We start from the raw sequence: 21,985 nt of genomic DNA on the forward strand, positions 1-21,985 counted from the left end.
CTGCCCGCCAGTGGAGTGAATTTGACATCCGATCCGCCCGGTATCCCCGAACCCGCTGTTGACCGGGTGTTGAGAGGCTCACCGCGTTTCGACCCGTTCTCTCTCTCGGTTGATCGACGAGGTCCATCTTTGGCCCGATTGGCGGAGGAAACAAATCGACCGATCGGATTCGACCTGGCGTCTGAACGGCGACAAATTGACAATCCATTGATGTCCTTGAAAGGCATTGCCATGAAATGCGTACTTGCTGTCATTTTCGCTTTCACCGCCGGTCTTTCGCTGCAATCGGCATCCGCGCAGGAATCCGCGAAGGCGAAGACTACGCTCGACGCAGTCAAGGCGCGAGGCATGCTGTCCTGCGGCGTGAGCCAGGGATTGCCCGGATTCTCCGCCCCTGACGACAAAGGCAACTGGACCGGGCTCGATGTGGATGTCTGCCGCGCGATCGCGGCCGCCGTATTCAACGACCCGAGCAAGGTCAAGTTCGTTCCGTTGTCCGCCAAAGACCGGTTTATCGCCCTGCAATCCGGCGAAATAGATCTCCTATCGCGCAATACGACGTGGACGCTCTCGCGCGACACTTCGCTAGGCGGGAACTTCACCGGCGTGACTTATTACGATGGGCAGGGATTTCTGGTCAGGAAATCGCTCAAGGTCAATTCGGCGCTGGAATTGAACAGCGCGTCCGTCTGCGTCCAGACCGGTACCACGAACGAACAGAATCTCGCCGACTACTTCAAGAGCAACAAGATGAAGTACGAGGTCATCGCTTTCAGCACGGCCGACGAAACCATCAAGGCTTATGAATCAGGCCGGTGCGATGTGTTTACATCCGATATTTCGCAGCTCTATGCCGAACGGCTGAAACTCTCCAATCCCGCCGATCATGCGGTCCTGCCGGAGGTGATCTCGAAGGAGCCGCTCGGGCCGATGGTGCGTCACGGTGACGATCAGTGGTTCGATCTCGTCAAGTGGACGCTGTTTGCGATGATCAACGCCGAAGAACTTGGCATCACGCAGAAGAACGTCGACGAGATGGCGAAATCGGACCGGCCGGAACTGAAGCGCGTCTTCGGGACCGATGGCAATTTCGGCGAACAGCTCGGCCTCACCAAGGACTGGGTGACACGCATCATCAAGGCCGTCGGCAATTACGGCGAGTCGTTCGATCGCAACGTCGGTGCAGGCTCTCGGCTTGGAATCGCGCGAGGTCTCAACAAGCTCTGGAACCAGGGCGGCATTCAGTACGCGCCGCCGATCCGCTAGCGGCGCCGCCGGAAACGGCGATGGCCGCCGAGCCTCGAAAACCGCCGCTGCAGTTCTTCCTGAAACTGCGACGCGCGCTCGGCGGAAAAGCGGGCTGGGGCGGGCTTGCGCTGCAAGTGCTGTTCGTCGCTGTCCTGGTCTGGATCGCCTACGAGATCATCGACAATGCGAGGGGAAACCTCGCCGCGCAGCACGTCGCGTCCGGCTTCGGCTTCATGTCACAAACCGCCGGCTTCGGCGTCAGCCAGACCCTGATTCCGTATTCCGAGACCGACAGTTACACCCGCGTGTTTCTGGTCGGCCTTCTCAATACGCTGCTGGTGTCCGTCGTCGGCATCGTCTTCGCAACGATCATCGGCTTCGTCGTGGCGCTCGGCCGACTGTCGCCGAACTGGCTGATATCGCGCATTTCCGGCGGCTATGTGGAATTGGTTCGGAACCTGCCGCTGCTGTTCCAGATTCTGTTCTGGTATCTTGCAGTGCTGAGGGCGCTGCCGAGTCCGAGAGAAAGCGTTTCGGTCTTCGATGCATTCTTTCTCAGCAATCGCGGCCTCGTCATTCCGAAGCCGATTGCGCAGGAGGGGCTGGTTGCCTTTAGCGTTTCGATTGCGGCTTCCGTCATCGGCTGTCTGTGGCTCCGCAGTTATTCGCGCCGGGCGCTTTTCCAAAGCGGACGAGTCGTTGTCGTGTGGCCCTACGTTCTTGCGCTGCTGATCGGCGTTCCGCTGGTCGCGATGCTCATCTTCGGCGTTCCCGTCACATTCGAGATCCCTGCTCTCAGGGGATTCAATTTCTCCGGTGGGACGCGCGTGACCCCGGAATTCGTCGCGCTCGCGGTCGCGCTTTCGACATATACGGCGGCATTCATCGCGGAAGTCGTGCGCGCCGGAATTCTCTCGGTTCATAAGGGACAGATGGAGGCGGGAGCCTCGCTCGGGCTCTCGCGCGGCTTGACGCTGCGATTGATCGTGGTGCCGCAAGCGATGCGCGTCATCCTGCCGCCGCTGACCAATCAGTATCTCAACCTCATCAAGAATTCGTCGCTGGCCGTCGGCATCGGATATCCGGACCTGTTTTCGGTGTTTGCCGGCACGACGCTGAGCCAGACCGGCCAAGCCATCGAAATCATCGCGATCACGATGGGCGTTTATCTGCTGATCTCGCTGGTCACCAGCGCGATCATGAGTTTCTACGGCTGGCGTATCGCGAGGAGCATGGGCGGATGACCGATCATCCCGCACGGTCATTCGTTCGCGCCGATCTGGTCCCGGAGCGGTCGGCTCCGATCAAAATGACGGGCTTTTTCGCCTTCCTGCGGACCCGTCTGCTCAATTCTCCGGGCAACGTGCTGCTGACGGCCGTCGGTGTCGTACTGCTGTGGTTCATCATCGTCCCGACGATCCGGTTTCTTCTCGTGGACGCGGTCTGGGAAGGCGCGGATCGAACATCGTGTCTGGCTGCGGATGCAGGACAGTCGGTCGGGGCCTGCTGGCCGTTCGTCCAGGCGAAGATCACGCAATTCATCTATGGCTTCTATCCCGAGCCTGAGCGGTGGCGGGTGAATCTGACGTTCCTGCTGGCCGCCGTTTTGCTGCTGCCGCTTCTGGTGCCGCGGTTACCCGCGAAAAGTCTCAACGCCGGTGTATTCTTTGTGGCGTTTCCCATCGTGGCTTTTTTCCTGCTGCATGGCGGAGGCGTGAGCGGGTTCGGCGTGAAGTGGACCGTCAATTTTCTGTCGAGCTTCGCCGACGGCGTCAGCAGCGTCGGACGGCAACTCGCCGCGTCAGGAGAGGCGGGCGGCATCGGCCCGGTTTTGCAGCTTGCAGGACATGCCGTTGTGTGGATCGGCGACGCAGTGAACTTGCTGGCGTGGCCGCTGGTCCGGCTTCACGACTGGCTGCGAAATTCCGATCAGCCGGTCTGGTACGACTTTGCATGCACTGCCGTGATCGTCTCGCTGCTGTTTTTTCTTTTGAACGGCGCCTTCCGGACGGGCTGGCGCGCGCTGTTCACGAGCCTGACGGTATTCCTCGGTGCTGGCGTGGTGATGGCGATGATGCACCTCGATCGCGGCGGACTTCCGATCGTCGATACCCGTCTCTGGGGCGGTCTGCTCGTGACGCTGGTGGTGTCGGTGACCGGCATCGTATCGTCGATACCGGTCGGGATCGCGCTGGCGCTGGGACGGCGCGCCACCATTCCACTGATTCGGGTGTTCTCGGTCGCCTTCATCGAGTTCTGGCGCGGCGTTCCGCTCATTACGGTTCTGTTTTTCGCGACCTACATGCTTCCGCTTTTTCTTCCCGGCAACTTTACTGTCGATGGTCTGGTCCGGGTTCTGATCGGCATCGCGCTGTTCGCCGGCGCCTATAACGCTGAAGTTATTCGCGGCGGTTTGGCCGCGATTCCGCGCGGGCAGGCGGAAGCCGCCAATGCGCTTGGCCTGTCGTACTGGAAGACGACGGGACTGATCGTGATGCCACAAGCGTTGCGGCACGTCATTCCCGGACTGGTGAACAGCTTTATCGCATTGTTCAAGGACACCTCGCTGGTCTCGATCATCGCGCTGTTCGATCTGCTCGGGAGCTTGCGAGCCTCGTTCGCAGATCCGACATGGGCGACGCCAACCACGCTGTTCACCGGGTTTGCCTTCACCGGCATCATTTACTTCGTGTTCTGCTTCGGCATGTCCCGATATTCACTGTTCGTCGAACATCGGCTGAATCCGGACAGGCGAAGCTGAGCTTGGATGAGGCCATGACAGACGAAAATGCCATCGTTTCCATCACCGGCCTCAATAAGTGGTTCGGCAGCTTCCATGTGCTGCGGGACATCGATCTCGATGTGGCGCGGAGCGAGCGTATCGTCATCTGCGGTCCGTCAGGCTCGGGAAAATCGACGCTGATCCGCTGCATCAACGCGCTCGAGGAATTTCAGGAAGGCCGGATCATCGTCGATGGAATCGAACTGGGGCCCAATCTGCGGCGCGTCGAGGAAGTCCGGCGCGAGGTCGGAATGGTTTTTCAGAACTTCAATCTGTTTCCGCACCTGACGGTGCTTGAAAACTGCACGCTTGCTCCGATCTGGGTCCGCAATATCCCGAAGAAAGACGCCGAGGCGACGGCGATGAAATTTCTTGAACGCGTCAAGATTCCTCAACAGGCCAATAAATATCCCGGCCAGCTGTCGGGAGGCCAGCAGCAACGCGTGGCGATCGCGCGCGCGCTCACGATGAATCCGAAGGTCATGCTGTTCGACGAGCCGACCTCGGCGCTCGACCCCGAGATGGTCAAGGAGGTGCTCGACACGATGGTCGACCTCGCCAGGGAAGGCATGACCATGCTCGTGGTCACGCACGAAATGGGATTCGCCAAGGAAGTGGCGAACCGGATGGTGTTTATGGACGATGGGCAGATCATCGAATCCGACACGCCGGCGAATTTTTTCGCCAATCCGAAGCATCCGCGGACCCAGCTTTTCCTCAGCCAGATCCTGCGTTGAGAGCGCTAAAGGCAGCCTAACCCGGCGCGAGCGGAATCTTCACCGTGGTTCGTTTCTCCAGCCATTGCGGCACGGGAAGGTTTTTGGAGCGCATGAAGTCGGGATTGAACAGCTTCGACTGATAGCGGTTGCCGGAGTCGCACAGGATCGTCACGATCGTGTGGCCGGGCCCCAACTGGCGCGCGAGACGAATTGCGCCGGCGACATTGATGCCGGTCGAGCCGCCGAGGCAGAGCCCCTCGTGTTCAAGCAGATCGTAGATCACCGGCACGGCTTCCTCGTCGGGAATGAGGTAGGCTTCGTCGACCTTGGCATTGGCGATAACCGGCGTCACCCGTCCAAGTCCGATTCCCTCGGTGATCGATCCGCCCGGAGTTGCCTTGGCCACGCCGTTCCTGAACAGTTCATACATGGCGGCCCCGCGCGGGTCAGCGACGCCGATGATGATGTCCTTCTTTTTTTCCCGCAGGAAAGCACCGGTGCCGGCCAGCGTGCCGCCGGTCCCGATCGAACAGATGAATCCGTCGATCTTGCCGCCGGTCTGCTCCCAGATTTCGGGGCCGGTCGAAACGTAATGAGCCTTGGGATTGTCGAGGTTGTTCCACTGATCGGCAAACAGCACGCCGTTCGGCTCGGATTGGCGCAGTTCGTCAGCGAGACGCTTCGCGATGTGCTGGTAATTATTCGGATTGCTGTAGGGGAGCGCCGGGACCTCGACCAGTTCGGCCCCGCATAGCCGCAGCATGTCCTTCTTTTCCTGGCTCTGCGTCTCCGGGATCACGATCATGGTGCGATAACCGCGCGCGCTGGCGACGACGGCGAGGCCGATGCCGGTATTGCCGGCGGTGCCTTCGACCACGAGGCCGCCGGGCTTGAGATCGCCCCGCTTTTCGGCTTCAAGGATCATCTGTTTGCCGGCGCGATCCTTGACCGACTGACCCGGATTCATGAACTCGGCCTTGCCGAGGATGGTGCATCCCGTCGTTTCCGATGCGTGCTTCAATTTGATAAGCGGCGTATTGCCGATCGCTTCGACGACGTCGTTGTTGATTCTCATGAGATGCTTAATCTTGTCAGTCCGTTGGAGGAATACGGCAACCCTAGTTGAGAGGCGGGGGCGCTACAAGGGAGGGAGCAAGGCGGTCGATCGCACAGGCGGCAGGATGAGGCGGCGCGGTTCGCCTTGTTGCGAAGAAGCCGTCAGAGGCATCCTGTGTCTTTCACGAACTGTCCGGCGCAAATTAAGTGCGCGCGCGTTTCGATTCGTCCGCTGTGCCCGGGCCAAAATCTGGCGCCGCGTGTCGTCCGGAGCCGAAACGGCGCATGAAATCTTGGTAAGATTGCCGGGTCCGCCCGTGACCCGACGTCCAGAAAGCCTTTCAAAACGGGGCTTTTTGATGAATCAGGTCATCTGCAATGGCGCGAAGCCCATGGAACGTATCTAAGGTTCTTGGCGGGGCGGGACTGTCCGTCCACTCATCGGCCCGCTAGAATAGGACGGTTCCAAGAGAAAGCATGATTACCGGTGGCTGGGTCGTTTTTTATATCGAAAAAGGTTGGTATGTGGGTGCTCCGCCCTCACAATATCCGTCGTTTCCGGTCCCCCTGCGGGGGTCGGCGTGAGTGATTTTCCTGCGAAGGCCTTGAGCGATCCTCGACGGGCTGCGATCTGGACTTGGCGTCCGGTCATGCTGTTCGCAGCTTTGGCGGCGGTTGCAACCTCGGCTGGATGCATTCTGACCGGAGATCTTCCCGATCCGGCGCTGGACATTCCGGCCGGATACAAGGCCGCGCGGCCAGGCGCGGCCGATGCTTCGCCGACGCTCGACTGGTGGCGTGGCTTTCGCTCCTCGGAACTGACCGACCTGATGGAGGAAGCCCAGACCGTCAACCTGGACATCGCCGCGGCGACGGCGCGGATCATTCAGGCCGATCAGCAAGCCCGGATCGCGGGCGCGGCGCTGTTGCCGAGCATCAGCATCGGGGGGCAGGAAAACTATTCCCGCACCTCAGGCTCGAGTTCCAGCGGCCTCAGCATCGGCGGCCGCGAGGTGGTGAACTATTCGTCCACGCTGAGCGCCGCCAGCTATGAGATCGATTTCTGGGGCAAAAACCGCGACGCCACCCTGGCCGCGGAGGAAACTGCCAATGCGAACCGCTTTGACCGGGACGTCGTCGCGCTGACGACGCTCACCAGCGTCGCGAATGCCTATTTTCAGGTTCTCGCGGCGCAGGACCGAATTCGCACGGCCGAGCGCAACATCGCCAGCGCCGCGCGCGTTCTCGAGGCGATCAAGCAGCGGCTGAATGCTGGCACGGGAAGCGATCTCGACGTGGCGCAACAGGAGAGCGTGCTGGCAAATCAGCGAGCCGCCGTTCCGCCGCTTCGCGAGACGCTGGGGCAAAACATCAACGCGCTTGCGACGCTGGTGGCTCGGCCGCCGGAAAGCGTGAAGGTCAAGGGCGGTTCGCTCAACCGGGTCGCCGTCCCGCGGGTGACACCGGGTCTGCCGTCGGAATTGCTGACGCAGCGTCCGGATATCCGCCGTCAGGAGGCGCAACTCGCATCGGCAACTGCCAATGTGGGCAGCGCGCGTGCGCAATTCTTCCCGAGCATTCAATTGACCGGGCAGGGCGGTTATCAGAGTTCGGCCCTGGTTGCGCTGTTCCAGCCTCATGCTGCGTTTTTCAGCCTTGCCGGTGGACTGACGCAGCCGATTTTCGACGGCGGCAGGATTCTCGGCAACTTCGAATACACAAGAGCGAAACAGGACGAACTGCTGCAGACTTACCGCAAGACAGTGGTTTCGGCGTTCGCCGACGTGGATAACGCGTTGATCGCGATCCGTCAGACCACAGAGAAGCTGCGCCTTCAGCGGGAGGTTCTGGCCGCCTCGCGCAGGGCGTTCGAACTGTCCGAACAGCAGCTTCGGGCCGGCACCGCCGATATCGTGACGGTGCTGAACACACAACTGACGTTGTTTCAGGCGGAGGATGCATTGTCGCAGGCACAGCTTGCGCGGCTTTTGGCAATCGTGAGCCTTTATCAGGCGCTGGGGGGCGGCTGGGAACCGAGGATAGAGAGGCCGGGCAATGCTCTTTAAGCCGGGTATCGACCAGAGTGCCGAAACGGCCGGTGGCGGGACGCCCGGCAACGTGCCGGCTCGCGGCCGGCGACGCAGGGCCTGGATCGTGATCGCGCTTCTGATCGCCGCGGGCCTCGCCTATCTCGGCTGGAGCGCGTTCGAGCAGAAGAAGCGCGAGGGAAGGACGCGGCCTGATCTTGCAATTCCGGTGCTTGCCGCAACGCCGCGCGTCCAGGACGTGCCGGTCTACCTCGATGGCGTCGGAGCCGTCCGCGCCCTGAACACGGTCACCGTGCGCTCGCAGGTCGACGGCAAGCTGATAGCCGTCAATTTCACCGAAGGACAGGATGTCAGGAAAGGCGACGTGCTGGGCGAAATCGATCCCGTGATCTATCAGGCGCAGTATGACCAGGCGGTCGCGAAGAAGGCTCAGGACGAAGCGCAACTCGCCAACATGCGCCTCGACCTGAAGCGCTATCAGCAACTGGCTGCCTCCAATGCCGGATCGAAGCAGCAGGCCGATACGCAGACGGCGGTCGTTGCGCAGCAGGAGGCGCTCATCAAGGCCGATCAGGCGGCGATCGACAACGCCCAGGCGACGCTCGGTTACACCAAGATCATCGCGCCGATTTCGGGCCGGGCGGGGCTCCGTCAGGTCGATCAGGGCAACATCATCCATGCGTCCGATGCGACCGGACTTGTCATCATAACGCAGCTTCAGCCTATCGCCGTACAGTTCAGCCTTCCGCAGCAGCAGATTACGCGCGTGAACGCGGCAGTGGCGAAGGGAGTTCTCGAAGTCGACGTCTTCGGAAACGACGGAACGACGGTTGCCGACATCGGCAGGCTGGTCGGCATCGACAATCAGGTCGATCCAACGACCGGCACATTGAAGCTGAAGGCCGAGTTTCCCAATGGAAACTTCCAGCTATGGCCGGGCCAGTTCGTCAATGTCCGCCTCAAGGTGGAAACGCTGTCGCAGGCGACGGTGATACCGACGTCGGCGGTGCAGCGCGGTCCGCTCGGAACCTTCGCCTATGTGATCGGAAGCGACGACGATACCGTAACCGCAAAGCCGGTGCCGGTGACGCAGCAGAACGAACAGGATGCGGTGATCGCCAAGGGCATCGCTCCTGCGGATCGGGTAGTCACCACGGGTTTTGCCAATCTGTCCGACGGCGCGAAGGTGAAGGTCAGCGAGAACAATCAGCCGCCGACGGCTGATCTCGCGCCACAGAAACGGCAGGGCAGACGCGGCAATCGCCAGGAGGGCGGAAACGGCGAACAGCGGGGCAAGCGGGGCGAAGGGAATCAAAGGCGGTCGGGCGGCGGCGCACAGGATAACGGGCAGTCGAGCGGCAGCACAAAGGCTCAACCGTGAGCCGCGAGGCAGGGCGCCGAATATCGAGCCCGCGGTAGCGGGCTGACAGACGAGTTGACAGACATGGGCGTCTCCGAACCGTTTATTCGTCGGCCGATCGCAACCTCCTTGCTCGGGATCGCGCTGATGATCGGAGGCGCGCTCGGCTATTGGGCGTTGCCGATCTCCGCGCTGCCGCAGGTCGACTTTCCGACCGTGCAGGTGAGCACGCAGTTGCCTGGCGCAAGTCCCGACGTGGTGGCGTCGCTGCTGACCGCGCCACTGGAACGGCAACTCGGACAGATTCCCTCGCTGTCGTCGATGACATCGACAAGCTCATTTGGCGTCAGTCAGATTTCCCTGCAATTCGATCTGAACCGCGATATCGACGGCGCGACCCAGGATGTGCAGGCCGCCATCAACGCCGCCGCCGGGATTTTGCCGAAGAACCTTCCGTATCCGCCGACTTACGCCAAGGTGAATCCTGCCGCCGCGCCGGTGATGACGCTCGCGCTGACGTCTGACACCGTCTCGCTGCGCGCCATGAGCGATCTTGCGGATACCATCCTGACGCAGCGCCTCAGTCAGATTTCGGGTGTAGGCCGCGTGTCCGTGCTCGGCGGTCTGAAGCCGGCGGTGCGAGTGCAGGCCGATCTCGCGCGGCTGGCCGCTTACGGCATTTCGATGGAAGACCTGCGGACCGCGATTGCGGGCGCCAATGTATCAGGCCCGAAGGGGTCGCTGGACGGCGCGCAGCAGGCCTACACCATCGCAGCCAATGATCAGATCGCGGCGGCGGATGCGTACAAGCCGATCATCATCGCCTATCGCAACGGCTCTCCGGTCACGATCGGCGATGTCGCCCGGATCGTCGACGGACTGGAAAATGATCGCACCGGCGGCTGGTATAACGGAACGCCGGCCGTCATCATCGACATCCAGCGTCAGCCCGGCGCCAACGTGATCGAGGTCGTCCGGCAGATCCGGGAGGCGATTCCGGCCCTCCAGCGCACGATTCCGGCCGGCGTCAAACTGACGGTGGTCAGCGACCGCACCGTGACCATCCGCGCCTCCGTTCACGACGTGCAGTTCACGCTGATCCTCAGCGCCGTGCTCGTCACGCTTGTCGTCCTGCTGTTCCTGCGCTCGCTGCGGGCGACGCTGATCGCAGGCGTGGCGCTCCCGTTATCGCTGATCACCAGCTTCGGCATCATGTATTTCGCCGGGTTCAGCCTCGACAACCTGTCGCTGATGGCGCTGACGATCGGCACCGGATTCGTGGTCGACGATGCAATCGTCATGATCGAAAACATCGTCCGTCACATCGAGAACGGCGAGAGCGTCATGGAAGCCTCGCTGCGAGGCGCGAGCGAGATCGGCTTTACCGTAATTTCGCTGACGGTCTCGCTGATCGCGGTATTCATCCCGCTCCTGTTCATGTCTGGACTGGTCGGGAGGATGTTCCGCGAATTTGCCCTGACGCTGACCACCGCGGTCGTCACATCAGCAGTCGTATCGCTGACTTTGACGCCCATGATGTGCTCGCGTCTTCTGAAACACTCCGACGACAAGCGCGGCCTTCCGGGATTGGCGTGGGTCAGCGGCAATATCGATCGGTTGGTCGAGCTCTACCATCGGAGCCTGCTGTGGGTGCTTGCGCACCAGCCCGCGACGCTGGTCGTGACCTTCGCAACCATCGCCGCGACGCTGATCCTCTACGCGGTCGTACCGAAGGGATTTCTGCCCCTGCAGGATACGGCGTCCATCACGGCGGTCACCGAGGCCGGACCGCAGGTATCGTTCGCCGAAATGCAAAGCCGGCAGACCGAGGCGGCCAACGCAATAAGGGAAGATCCTGATGTGACGGGCCTCGTATCCGTCATCGGCGCCGGTTCCGTGAATCCGACGACGAATGTCGGACGCCTGGTGATGACGCTGAAACCGCGGGGCGACCGCCGCGACGACGTTGCCGCCGTCGTTGCGCGCCTGAAGGAGCGCGTGGCCGCCATCCCGGGCATGACGGTTTATTTTCAACCGGTGCAGGACGTCCAGATCAGTACGCAGTCGAGCCGCTCGCAATATCAGTACACGCTGACGGGGACCGATGCTGCGGACGTTTCGGAGTGGACCCGCAAGCTCGTTGCCGAACTGCGTCGCGATCCGCTGTTTCAGGACGTATCGTCGGAAGTACAGGAGGGAGGTCTGCGAGCCGCGCTGAATATCGATCGGGCGCGCGCGGGTCAGCTCGGCGTCAGCATCCAGGGCGTCAACGACACCTTGAACGACGCGTTCGCGCAGCGCCAGATATCGACCGTTTACGGGCAGGCCAATCAGTATCGCGTCGTGCTGGAGGCCTTGCCCCAGTATCAGCGCGATCCCTCGATCCTTTCCAAGCTGTATCTACCCGGGCTCGCCGGCGCGCAGGTGCCGCTATCCGCCGTTGCGACGTTGACCCGAACGACGGCGCCGCTGGCGATCTCGCATCGCGCGCAATTCCCGGCGGCATCGCTGAGTTTCAATCTTGCTCCGGGAGAATCGCTTGGCGATGCCGTGGATCGGGTCAAGACCATCGAAAGCCGCATCGGCATGCCGACAAGTATCGTCGGCGTGTTCTCCGGCGACGCGGCGGAGTTCTCGAAGTCGCTGGCCGGGCAGCCCTGGCTGATCCTGGCCGCGCTGGTTACGATCTACATCGTGCTGGGAGTCTTGTACGAGAGCTACATTCATCCGATCACGATTCTTTCGACGCTGCCTTCGGCGGGCGTCGGCGCCATCCTCGCGCTGATGCTGTTCGGGCAGGATCTGTCCGTCATCGGCCTGATCGGCATCATTCTTCTGATGGGCATCGTGAAGAAGAACGCCATCATGATGATCGACTTCGCGCTCGAGGCTGAGCGCCATCAGGGCATGTCTGCGACCGAAGCGATCGTGCAGGCATGTCTGCTCCGGTTCAGACCGATCATGATGACAACGCTGGCTGCGCTGTTCGGCGCATTGCCGCTGGCTGTCGAAAGCGGCACCGGCGCGGAGCTGAGATTTCCTCTCGGTATCTCGATCATCGGAGGCCTGCTGCTCAGCCAGTTGCTCACGCTCTACACCACGCCGGTGATCTACCTGGCGCTGGACCGGCTGAACAAACGCATCGAACAGGCCGTGCCGACCGGCGGGCCCAAGCCGCCGCCGATCGCGGGCATGAGCGAGGGAATGCAGTAGTGGCCTCCATTTCCGAGCCGTTCATCCGAAGGCCGGTCGGTACCACCCTTCTGGCGATCGGCCTGTTTCTGACCGGCCTGGTCGCTTACGGATTCCTCCCCGTAGCTTCGGTGCCGAACGTCGACTTTCCGATGATCAGGGTCGCGGCCAGCCGGCCGGGAGCGGACCCTTCGGTCATGGCGGCGACCGTCGCCGCGCCGCTGGAGCGCCGGCTCGGCGAGATTGCGGGCATCGATCAGATCACGTCCTCAAGCACGCTCGGCTCAACCAGTATCCAGTTGCAGTTCGCCATCGGGCGGGACATCGACCACGCCGCGCGCGACGTGCAGGCGGCCATCAACGCCTCGCTCGCAGATTTGCCAAGCGATCTGCCGACGCTGCCGACATTCCGCAAGGCCAATCCCGCTGCCGCGCCGGTCTTCGTTCTGGCGCTGACCTCAAAGACGATGTCGACCAGCGCGATCTACGATGTCGCCGACACGGTGATCGTGCAGCGCATCTCGCAGGTGCCGGGCGTCGGTGAAGTTTCCGTGAGCGGCGCGGACCAGCCGGCCGTCCGTATTGCGCTCAACCCGGTGGCGCTCTCGAACGCGGGCATCGCGACCGACGATGTCCGGACCGCGATCGTGAACGCCAACCCGCTCGGCCCGGTCGGCATATTCAACGGTGGCCGCCAGAGCGAGACGCTGTCGACCAACCGGCAGATGCGGACTGCGGCCGAATTTCGCGACATCGTCATCAAAAGCTCGGGAGGGAATTTTGTCCGGCTGTCGGACGTGGCCGACGTCAAGGACGCTACGCGCAACAGCCGCTCGATCGCGTGGTTCAACAAGCAACCGGCGGTGCTGATCCAGATCACCAAACAGGGCGACGCCAACGTCATCGACACGGTCGATCGGGTGAAGGCGATGCTCCCCGGACTCAAGCAGTGGATTCCCGCTGGCGTTGAGATCTCGACCATCGTCGACCGCACCGGTTCGATCCGGGCAAGTGTCGACGACATGCAGTGGACGCTGTTGGCGACTGCCTTTCTGGTGATGGTGGTGGTCTATGCGTTTCTCCGCCGCCTCACGCCGACGGTCGCGGCCGGCGTGTCGGTTCCGCTGGCGCTGGCGGGGACATGCGCGGGCATGTGGCTGGCAGGCTTCTCCATCGACAACCTGTCGTTGATGGCGTTAGCCATTTCCGTCGGCTTCGTGGTCGACGATGCCATCGTCATGATCGAGAACATGTACCGCAACCTCGAGCACGGCCTGCCGCCTTACCAGGCTGCGCTCGAAGGAGCGCGGCAAATTGGCTTCACGGTGCTGTCGATCAGCCTGTCGCTGGTCGCTGCATTCACGCCTTTGATCTTCATGGACGGCATCGTCGGCCGCTTGCTGCGGGAATTTTCCCTGACCCTCACCTTCGCGATCGTGGTGTCGACCATCGTGTCGTTGACGGTGACGCCCATGATCTGCGCCCACTACATCAAACAGGGGATGTCGTCTGATGCGACCCGCTTCGATCGGTTCGTCGAAGGTCTGTTGTCGCGGATCGTGACTTTCTACACGCGGACGCTACGCGTCGTGCTCCGCTTTCCCTTCCTGACGTTGCTGGTGTTTTTTGCGACGATCGCCCTGACGGTGACGCTGTATATCAAGATGCCGAAGGGCTACTTCCCGATCGATGACAGCGGCTTCGTGATCGGTTCGACGCGCGCGTCTGCAGACGTTTCCTTTCAGTCCATGCTGGGGCTTCAACAGCGCGTGATGGATATCGTGATGGCGGATCCCGGCGTGCAGGGTATCGGCTCCTCGATCGGCGGCGGTAGCGGACGCGGAGGTGCAAATCGCGGGTTCATGTTTATCACGCTGAAGCCGCCGGCCGAACGAGGTGGGCTCTCGACCGCGCAGGTTATCGACCGGATGCGTCGAAATCTCGACGATGTGCCGGGCATCAAGCTCTTCATGTTCGCCGCGCAGGACATTCGCAGCGGCGGCCGCCAGAGCGATTCCAACTACCAGTACACGCTCTCCAGCACCGATCTCGACTTGCTGCAGAAGTGGGCCCCTCTGGTCGCCAAGCGCATGGAGACGGTGGAAGGCATCACGGATGTTTCCAGCGACCGGGAGTCAGGCGGTCTGCAACTGACCTTGTCGATCGACCGGCAGAAGGCGTCGAGCCTTGGCGTCAAGGTTCAGGACATCGATAACGCGCTCAACAACGCATTTTCGCAACGGCAGATTTCGACCGTCTACACCCAGCGCAATCAGTATCAGGTCATTCTGGAAATCAATCCGCAATTCCAGCAGGACCCGTCCAACCTTGAACGTATTTTCGTTGCGGGAGCCAACGGAGTGCAGATACCGCTGTCGGCCGTCGTCCATTATCGACGCGATCTCTCTCCGCTGGCCGTCTATCATTCGCAGTCGTTCCCATCGACGACAGTGTCCTTCAATACGCTGCCGGGAGTGGAGCTGGACGATGCGACGGCCAATATTCAACGCGCGGTCGATGAGTTGCACATGCCCGAGGGCATCCGCGGGAGTTTCCAGGGCAACGCGGCCGATTTCCGCAAGACGTCGGGACGGCAGCCGCTGCTGATCCTGGGCGCATTCGTCGCGGTCTATATTGTTCTTGGCGTGCTTTATGAAAGCCTCGCTCACCCGCTCACCATCATCTCGACCCTGCCTTCCGCCGGCCTTGGGGCGCTGCTGGCGTTGCAGATCACCAACACGTCGTTGACGATCATCGCATTCGTCGGAATCATTCTTCTCATTGGCATCGTCAAGAAAAACGGCATTATGATTGTCGATTTTGCGCTTGATGCCGAACGCCATCGCGGTCTGTCGTCCGCGGACGCCATCTTCGAGGCGTGCAGCGTGCGCTTTCGGCCCATTCTCATGACCACCATGGCCGCGATTTTCGCTGCCATACCGTTGGTGCTCGCGACCGGTCCGGGCACGGAACTGCGCCGACCGCTCGGCATCACCATCATTGGCGGGCTGCTGGTTTCGCAGGTCCTGACGCTTTACACGACGCCCGTGATCTATCTTCTGATCGACAGGTTGCGGCGGCGAGGCGAGGTCGCTCCGGTTGTCGCGCCGGCCGAGTAGGAAGACGCAATCGGTTTCTTGCCGGCAGGATGGACGCAGCGTATAGCGGGCCATGTCCAAGAACGCCCACGAAGCCGCCGCAGGTAAAAAGCCAGATGTCGCGGAGGATTGTCCGCGGTGCCGCAAGCCGTTGGCGCTCTGTATTTGCGACAGCATCGAGCCGATCAGAAACAGGACCTCGCTCCTGATCCTCCAGCATCCGCAAGAGCAGGACAGGGCTCTCGGCACCGCCACGCTGACAGCTTTACATTTCGACGATGCCGTCCTGAAGATCGGGTTGTCGTGGCCGAGCCTGTCGAAGGCGCTCGGCCAGCGGGTGGACGATCCCTCGCGTTGGGCGGTGCTTTATCTCGGTTCGGCCAAGGCCGATTCCTTCGGCACCGACCGCGCCATCGTGGCGATCGACCGCAAGGGCGAGATGGAAGACGATCAATCCGGCATTCTCGCCAACATCGAGGGTTTGGTGCTGCTGGACGGCACCTGGAGTCAGGCCAAGGCGCTGTGGTGGCGCAATGCATGGATGCTCAAGTGCCAGCGCATCATTCTGGGACCGCGCCAGCCCTCGCGCTACGGCAAGCTTCGCAAGGAGCCTCGCCGGGACGGACTCGCCACGATCGAGGCCGCGGCGATGACGCTCGCCGGTCTGGAAAATCGACCGGACATCGAGACGACCTTGCTCGCGAGTTTCGAGCGGATGCTGGCGAAATATCGCGAGGTCCAGGCGACCATGCCCGAACTTGCGCCAAGGCCGAAATCGAAGAGGGATTATCGGCGCCGCAAGCGGGCCTGACCGGCCGTTTCGCTCCGGCGGAGCGCGGTTTCAGAATTCATATCGATCCGGCTTGAGCGAGGTTGCCTAACTGGCTGACACTCTATAATAACCCCGGCCCAAGGGGCCACGTGGCGGAGTGGTTACGCAACGGTCTGCAAAACCGTGTACTCCGGTTCAATTCCGGACGTGGCCTCCATCAACATAATCAATAACTTAGATTGATTATTTGATGGAATCCCAAAACAGGCCCGAGAGCGTCCATGTCGCTCGTCGAATCGTTCAGCAGGCGCCGTTCCATCCATCGGGGAAAGGGAAGAACGGCCAGACGACCTCGTTGTCATTGGCAGCTTGCGGCGGCTCGCCAAAATGCAGGTCGTCGAAATCCGACAGGTCGTTCACCACGGCTTCTTCGATGCGCGGAGCGATCGCGGTGCTCACTGCGCTCAGCAACCGTTCAAATTCGGCTTCACTCATGTGCGCCTCACTTTTCTTGTTTCTTGCGCGCACAGTGCCAAAAAGGGCTTGGGCTCCCGTTGCAGGAATCGCTAAAATTGTTTCGATCGCTCGTGAAAATTCAAAGCGGCCTCGAGCACCGGCATATCGGGAACTCAAGGCGTTGCGCTCGGCGCGGATTATCGAACCCGGACGCCCAAGGTTACCGCACTGTTAATCAGGGAGCAGGCCACCAGCCCGGTACATTGCGAGGCTTGATCGCGGTGACGACTGCCGTGGCGTGAACGCTGAAAAGGCTGCGCGACGATTTGCGATCGGATCGATTTAACCCTGTCGCAATCGGCAATAATTATTGTTTCCTTGCGCTCCGGGGTATTCGTTAAGAGGACGCGGATAATTTTTTGTAGTTTTTCTGCGATTGGAGAAATTGATTGTGCGGCATTGTCGGAATTCTGGGACGCGGTCCCGTCGCGGATCAGTTGGTCGATTCGTTGAAGCGCCTCGAATATCGCGGCTACGATTCCGCCGGCATCGCGACACTGGAGGGAACGCTCCTGGCGCGCCGTCGCGCCGAGGGCAAGCTGCGGAATCTGGAAGTGCGCCTGCGGGCTGAACCGCTGGCGGGACGCGTCGGGATCGGACATACGCGCTGGGCAACGCACGGCAAGCCGACGGAGAACAACGCTCATCCGCACGCGACCGAGCGCGTGGCGGTCGTCCACAACGGAATCATCGAAAATTTCCGCGAGCTTCGCGACGAGCTTCAGAAAAAAGGAGCGGTCTTCCAGACCGAAACCGATACCGAGACGGTCCTGCATCTCGTCGACGGCTATCTCGCCGCTGGCGTCGATCCCGTCGAAGCGGTCAAGGCCACGCTGTCGCAGCTTCGCGGCGCCTTCGCCCTCGGCTTCATCTTCGCGTCCGACGACAACATTCTGATCGGCGCGCGTAACGGACCGCCGCTGGCTATCGGCTATGGCGACGGCGAAATGTATCTGGGATCGGATGCCATCGCGCTCGGGCCGCTCACCGACACGATCAGCTATCTCGAAGACGGCGACTGGGCGATTTTGACCCGCAACGGCGCAACCGTCTACGACCACCGGGGCGCCATCGTTCAGCGCGAGCGCGTCAAGCACAGCGCCTCGACTTCCCTGGTGGACAAGGCCAACTTTCGTCACTTCATGGCCAAGGAAATCCACGAACAGCCCGAAGTCGTCGGACATACGCTGGCCCGTTACGTCGACATGGCGACGGAGCGCGTGTTGCTTCCGAAGGATCTCCCGTTCGATTTTCGCGATATCAGGCGGGTCTCGATCGTGGCTTGCGGAACCGCGAACTACGCCGGTTACATCGGCAAATACTGGCTCGAGCGTCTAGCCCGGCTGTCCGTCGACATCGATATCGCGTCTGAGTTTCGCTACCGTGAGGCGCCGCTCGGCAAGGGCGATCTCGCCATCTTCATTTCGCAATCCGGCGAGACCGCCGACACGCTCGCCGCGCTTCGTTATGCGAAGGAGCAGGGACTGCATACGCTCTCGGTCGTCAACGTCACGACGTCGACAATCGCGCGAGAGAGCGAGACGATGTTGCAGACCCTGGCGGGGCCGGAGATCGGCGTCGCTTCGACCAAGGCTTTCACCTGCCAGTTGATGGTGCTTGCGGCGCTCGCGATCGCCGCGGGCAAGGCGCGGGGCGAGTTATCCGAAAAAGACGAGGCCAAGCTCGTGCACGGCCTGATCGAGGTTCCGCGGCTGATGTCGGAAGCGCTGGCCACAGAACCGCAGATCGACAAGCTCGCGCGCGACATCGCCAAATCGAAGGACGTCCTGTATCTCGGACGGGGCACCAGCTATCCTCTTGCCCTGGAGGGCGCGCTCAAGCTCAAGGAAATTTCCTATATCCATGCGGAAGGCTACGCCGCCGGCGAACTCAAGCATGGACCGATCGCGCTGATCGACGAGAACATGCCGGTGGTGGTGATCGCACCCTACGATCGCGTTTTCGAAAAGACCGTCTCCAACATGCAGGAGGTGGCGGCGCGCGGCGGCAACATCATTCTCATGACCGACGCAAAGGGGGCCGCCGAGGCGGCCGTCAGGTCGCTGGTGACGATAATCCTGCCCGACATGGCGGCGACGTTTGCCCCGTTGATTTATGCGGTTCCGGTACAGTTGCTGGCCTACCATACCGCTGTCGTCATGGGCACCGACGTCGACCAGCCGCGCAATCTGGCAAAATCCGTCACGGTCGAATAAGACAGGGTCGGCAGCGGCGGTCCAACGCGCCGCATGCAAAGTCTGCTGGAATGCCTATATGACCAGATACTGCCTAATTTGGACATCTTGATCTGGAACCACGATGACCCGTAACAGTTCTTCGAGCGGCCCGCCAGGCGACCCTCACCCGGAGGTGCCCCGCGGCGTCATCGCGCGATTCCGGAATTACTTTCTGACCGGTCTGATTGTCGCAGGCCCGGTCGCGATAACGCTTTACCTGACCTGGTGGTTTGTGAACTGGGTCGACAACCTGGTGCGACCGTTCGTCCCCATTACGTATCGGCCGGAAACGTACCTGCCTTTCGGAGTGCCGGGATCGGGTTTGATCGTCGCGGTATTCGCGCTGACGATGCTCGGCTTCCTCACGGCCAACCTGATCGGCCGGACGCTGGTCGATTTTGGCGAAAAGATCCTCGGCCGGATGCCGGTGGTGCGGGCGATCTACCGCGGCCTCAAGCAGGTTTTTGAGACGCTTTTTTCCGGATCCGGATCGAGCCTGCGCAAGGTCGGTCTGGTTGAATTTCCGTCGCCCGGGATGTGGTCGATCGTTCTCATTTCGCAGGTCCCGAGCGCGAATGTCGCCGCGCGGCTTCCAGGTCAGGAGGAGCACATTTCGGTCTTCCTGCCTTGTGCGCCCAACCCGACCACGGGCTTCTTCTTTTACGTACCGAAGAGCAAGGTCGTCGAGGTCGACATGAGCACTGAGGATGCGGCAACCCTCATCATGTCTGCGGGCGTCGTTCAACCGAACTCCGATCAGCAGAAGAAGCTCGCGGCTCTTGCGGACATGGCCAACACCGCCCGCGCGGCGAATGATCCCGCCTTTACCCCCGAGACTGCAAAGGTCGACTGATTTTCAGCCCGCGCCAATCAGGGGCAGGGCTTCGTCGCGCTCAAACAGATACAGCAGGCATCGCAACGCTTCACCTTGTGCGCCGGACAGCATCGGGTTCTGCTTCATGATGCGCAAGGCTTCGTCGCGGGCCTGCGCGATGAGCTGCGCGTGAACATCGGAGCGCGCAATGCGATAGCCGGGCAGGCCGCTCTGGCGGGTGCCGAGCACATCGCCTTCGCCGCGCAGCTTCAGATCTTCCTCGGCGATGCGGAAGCCGTCGGTGGTTTCCCGGATCACCCGCAGCCGCGCATCGGACATCTCGCCCAATGGCTCGCGGTAGAGCAGCAGGCAGGTTGAAGGCTCGGAGCCGCGGCCGATCCGTCCTCGTAGCTGGTGGAGTTGCGCAAGGCCGAAACGCTCGGCGTTCTCGATGACCATGATGGTCGCCGCCGGAACGTCAACGCCGACCTCGACAACCGTCGTCGCGACCAGCAGATTGATTTCGGCCGCTGCGAACTGCGCCATCATGCGGTCTTTTTCGGACCCGCGCATCTTGCCGTGGACGAGACCGACCTTGTCGCCGAAGCGCGCCTTGAGGCTGTCGAACCGTTGCTCGGCATCGGTGAGATTCACGGTCTCGGATTCCTCGACCAGCGGACAGATCCAGTAGACCAGCTTGCCGGCCTTCACCGCACGGCCGACCGCATCGATCACCTCGTCCAGCCGGCTGTCGGAGACTGCGCGGGTATCGATCGGCTGCCGGCCGGCGGGCTTTTCGCGCAGTTCGGAGACGTCCATATCGCCGAAATAGGTGAGAACCAGCGTGCGCGGAATCGGTGTCGCGCTCAGCACCAGCACATCCACGGCCTCGCCCTTGGCAGTCAATGCAAGCCGCTCGCGCACGCCGAAACGGTGCTGTTCGTCGACGACCGCCAGCGCCAGCGCCTTGAATGCGACGTCGTCCTGGATCAGCGCGTGGGTGCCGACGAGCAGGTCGATGTCGCCGTTGCCGAGGCGTGCGGTAATCTCGCGCCGCTCCCTGCCTTTCTCGCGTCCGGTCAGGATGGCGACGCGCAAGCCCGCCTGTTCGGCCAGCGGCGCGATGGTCTTGATATGCTGGCGTGCAAGGATTTCGGTCGGCGCCATCAGCGCGGTCTGCTTGCCGGCTTCAGCCACCGCGGCGGCGGCGAGCAGCGCGACGACTGTCTTGCCGGAGCCGACGTCGCCCTGAAGCAGCCGCAGCATCCGCACGGGTTGCCGCAGGTCGTCGCTGATTGCGGCGACCGCCTGTTGTTGAGACGTCGTCAGGGCATAGGGCAGCGCATCGATGATCCTGTTGCGCAGGTGCCCGTCGCCGGCGTGTCGGCTTCCGGCCGGCCGGCGGAGCCGCGCGCGCACCAGCGCCAGCGCGAGTTGTCCGGCGAGCAACTCGTCGAAGGCAAGGCGTGACCAGAACGGTCCTTCCGGCAGGATATCGGTCAATTCCAATGGCGCGTGAACGCGATGCAGCGCTTCCGCCATCGACGGAAAGCCGCAGCGGCGCAGGATTTCCGGGCTGATCCATTCGGGCAGCGCCGGGAGCCTTTGCAGGGCCATCGCGACCGCGCGCCGCAATGTGCCCAGCGCCAGGCCCTCGGTGAGAGGATAGACCGGATCGATGCCGGAGAGCTTTGCCAGTCCTGCCTCATCGACAACGCGGTCGGGATGAACGATCTGCAAGGTACCGTCGAACATCTGAGCGGTGCCGGACACGTAGCGCTTGGCTCCGACGGGAAGCAGCTTTTCCACGTAGTCCGGCTGGGCGCGGAAGTAGGTCAGCACGACGTCTCCGGTCTCGTCGCTGGCGTGGACGAGATGCGGCGCGCGCGAGCGTCCGGGCGGCGCGGGGCGATGCCGGTCGACTGTCACTTCAAGCGTCACCACGGTGCCGGGAACGGCATCGCGGATCTTGGGTCGCGCCCTGCGGTCGATGACGCTTGCAGGCAGGTGAAACAGCAGATCGATCAGGCGCGGGGTCTGGTCGCGCCCGAGCAGATACCGAAACAGCTTGTCCTGCTTCGGGCCGACGCCCGTCAGGCTGGTCACCGGTGCAAAGAGAGGATTGAGCAGTGCAGGGCGCATC

14 protein-coding genes and 1 tRNA gene are annotated in these 21,985 nt (G+C 61.9%); 12 read left to right on the forward strand and 3 right to left on the reverse strand.

Annotated elements, in window-relative coordinates; all coding sequences use genetic code 11:
- Positions 1–231: 231 nt before the first annotated feature.
- Genes ACS3WA_RS06295 through ACS3WA_RS06310 form a run of 4 tightly spaced genes read left to right on the forward strand, consistent with a single transcriptional unit; the run spans position 232 to position 4,767 of the window.
- Positions 232–1,266, forward strand: a complete 1,035-nt coding sequence (locus tag ACS3WA_RS06295; protein WP_438277684.1) for an amino acid ABC transporter substrate-binding protein — start codon at positions 232–234, stop codon at positions 1,264–1,266.
- 20 nt (positions 1,267–1,286) lie between these two features.
- Entirely contained in the window at positions 1,287–2,492 is a 1,206-nt protein-coding gene (locus ACS3WA_RS06300) for an amino acid ABC transporter permease (protein WP_438277685.1), read from the forward strand.
- Positions 2,489–4,009 carry an amino acid ABC transporter permease gene (locus tag ACS3WA_RS06305; RefSeq protein WP_438277686.1) on the forward strand — a complete coding sequence of 507 codons (1,521 nt, stop codon included), beginning with the start codon at positions 2,489–2,491 and terminating at the stop codon, positions 4,007–4,009. Before ACS3WA_RS06300 ends, ACS3WA_RS06305 begins: the two co-directional genes overlap by 4 nt.
- 14 nt (positions 4,010–4,023) lie before the next feature.
- Positions 4,024–4,767, forward strand: coding sequence for an amino acid ABC transporter ATP-binding protein (locus ACS3WA_RS06310; protein ID WP_438277687.1), 744 nt, complete (start codon positions 4,024–4,026; stop codon positions 4,765–4,767).
- Positions 4,768–4,783: 16 nt separating this feature from the next.
- Here the strand turns inward: ACS3WA_RS06310 and ACS3WA_RS06315 are convergent, their stop codons facing one another.
- Positions 4,784–5,824, reverse strand: a complete 1,041-nt coding sequence (locus tag ACS3WA_RS06315; protein WP_438277688.1) for a cysteine synthase A — start codon at positions 5,822–5,824, stop codon at positions 4,784–4,786.
- A 631-nt stretch (positions 5,825–6,455) separates the two neighbouring features.
- Here ACS3WA_RS06315 and ACS3WA_RS06320 point away from each other — a divergent pair.
- The 6 genes from ACS3WA_RS06320 (at position 6,456) to ACS3WA_RS06345 (ending at position 16,492) form a co-directional block, all read left to right on the forward strand.
- Positions 6,456–7,871, forward strand: coding sequence for an efflux transporter outer membrane subunit (locus tag ACS3WA_RS06320; protein WP_438277710.1), 1,416 nt, complete (start codon positions 6,456–6,458; stop codon positions 7,869–7,871).
- Positions 7,861–9,234 (forward strand): efflux RND transporter periplasmic adaptor subunit, encoded by a 1,374-nt coding sequence (locus ACS3WA_RS06325; protein ID WP_438277689.1) that lies wholly within the window; start codon positions 7,861–7,863, stop codon positions 9,232–9,234. Before ACS3WA_RS06320 ends, ACS3WA_RS06325 begins: the two co-directional genes overlap by 11 nt.
- A gap of 63 nt (positions 9,235–9,297) precedes the next feature.
- The gene (locus ACS3WA_RS06330; RefSeq protein WP_438277690.1) at positions 9,298–12,426 is read left to right on the forward strand and encodes an efflux RND transporter permease subunit; all 3,129 of its coding nucleotides are present in this window, start codon (positions 9,298–9,300) and stop codon (positions 12,424–12,426) included.
- On the forward strand, positions 12,426–15,524 hold the full coding sequence (locus tag ACS3WA_RS06335; protein ID WP_438277691.1) for an efflux RND transporter permease subunit: 3,099 nt from the start codon (positions 12,426–12,428) through the stop codon (positions 15,522–15,524). The genes ACS3WA_RS06330 and ACS3WA_RS06335 overlap by 1 nt, the downstream gene beginning before the upstream one ends.
- A gap of 52 nt (positions 15,525–15,576) precedes the next feature.
- Positions 15,577–16,314: a tRNA-uridine aminocarboxypropyltransferase gene (locus tag ACS3WA_RS06340; RefSeq protein WP_438277692.1), complete on the forward strand. Its 738-nt coding sequence runs from the start codon at positions 15,577–15,579 to the stop codon at positions 16,312–16,314.
- Between the two features lie 104 nt (positions 16,315–16,418).
- A tRNA-Cys gene (locus ACS3WA_RS06345) sits at positions 16,419–16,492 on the forward strand.
- Between the two features lie 83 nt (positions 16,493–16,575).
- Here ACS3WA_RS06345 and ACS3WA_RS06350 read toward each other — a convergent pair.
- Complete coding sequence (locus tag ACS3WA_RS06350; protein ID WP_438277693.1) at positions 16,576–16,770, reverse strand: hypothetical protein; 195 nt, start codon at positions 16,768–16,770, stop codon at positions 16,576–16,578.
- 410 nt (positions 16,771–17,180) lie between these two features.
- Between ACS3WA_RS06350 and glmS the strand changes: the two genes are divergently transcribed.
- Positions 17,181–19,007, forward strand: coding sequence for a glutamine--fructose-6-phosphate transaminase (isomerizing) (gene glmS / locus ACS3WA_RS06355; protein ID WP_438277694.1), 1,827 nt, complete (start codon positions 17,181–17,183; stop codon positions 19,005–19,007).
- A gap of 103 nt (positions 19,008–19,110) precedes the next feature.
- Positions 19,111–19,881 (forward strand): DUF502 domain-containing protein, encoded by a 771-nt coding sequence (locus ACS3WA_RS06360; protein WP_438277695.1) that lies wholly within the window; start codon positions 19,111–19,113, stop codon positions 19,879–19,881.
- Positions 19,882–19,884: 3 nt separating this feature from the next.
- Here ACS3WA_RS06360 and recG read toward each other — a convergent pair whose 3' ends face one another.
- A complete protein-coding gene (recG, locus tag ACS3WA_RS06365) occupies positions 19,885–21,984 on the reverse strand; it encodes an ATP-dependent DNA helicase RecG (RefSeq protein ID WP_438277696.1) in 2,100 nt (699 codons plus the stop codon).
- Position 21,985: the final 1 nt, after the last annotated feature.

Origin of the sequence: Nitrobacter sp. (assembly GCF_051535235.1) — a bacterium.
GTDB lineage: Bacteria > Pseudomonadota > Alphaproteobacteria > Rhizobiales > Xanthobacteraceae > Nitrobacter.

Bases quoted from the DNA above. Each gene is read 5' to 3' on its own strand.
- ACS3WA_RS06295 (WP_438277684.1), top strand. From the start codon at position 232: ATGAAATGCGTACTTGCTGTCATTTTCGCTTTCACCGCCGGTCTTTCG.
- ACS3WA_RS06300 (WP_438277685.1), top strand. From the start codon at position 1,287: ATGGCCGCCGAGCCTCGAAAACCGCCGCTGCAGTTCTTCCTGAAACTG.
- ACS3WA_RS06305 (WP_438277686.1), top strand. From the start codon at position 2,489: ATGACCGATCATCCCGCACGGTCATTCGTTCGCGCCGATCTGGTCCCG.
- ACS3WA_RS06310 (WP_438277687.1), top strand. From the start codon at position 4,024: ATGACAGACGAAAATGCCATCGTTTCCATCACCGGCCTCAATAAGTGG.
- ACS3WA_RS06315 (WP_438277688.1), bottom strand. From the start codon at position 5,824: ATGAGAATCAACAACGACGTCGTCGAAGCGATCGGCAATACGCCGCTT.
- ACS3WA_RS06320 (WP_438277710.1), top strand. From the start codon at position 6,456: ATGCTGTTCGCAGCTTTGGCGGCGGTTGCAACCTCGGCTGGATGCATT.
- ACS3WA_RS06325 (WP_438277689.1), top strand. From the start codon at position 7,861: ATGCTCTTTAAGCCGGGTATCGACCAGAGTGCCGAAACGGCCGGTGGC.
- ACS3WA_RS06330 (WP_438277690.1), top strand. From the start codon at position 9,298: ATGGGCGTCTCCGAACCGTTTATTCGTCGGCCGATCGCAACCTCCTTG.
- ACS3WA_RS06340 (WP_438277692.1), top strand. From the start codon at position 15,577: ATGTCCAAGAACGCCCACGAAGCCGCCGCAGGTAAAAAGCCAGATGTC.
- ACS3WA_RS06350 (WP_438277693.1), bottom strand. From the start codon at position 16,770: ATGAGTGAAGCCGAATTTGAACGGTTGCTGAGCGCAGTGAGCACCGCG.
- ACS3WA_RS06360 (WP_438277695.1), top strand. From the start codon at position 19,111: ATGACCCGTAACAGTTCTTCGAGCGGCCCGCCAGGCGACCCTCACCCG.
- recG (WP_438277696.1), bottom strand. From the start codon at position 21,984: ATGCGCCCTGCACTGCTCAATCCTCTCTTTGCACCGGTGACCAGCCTG.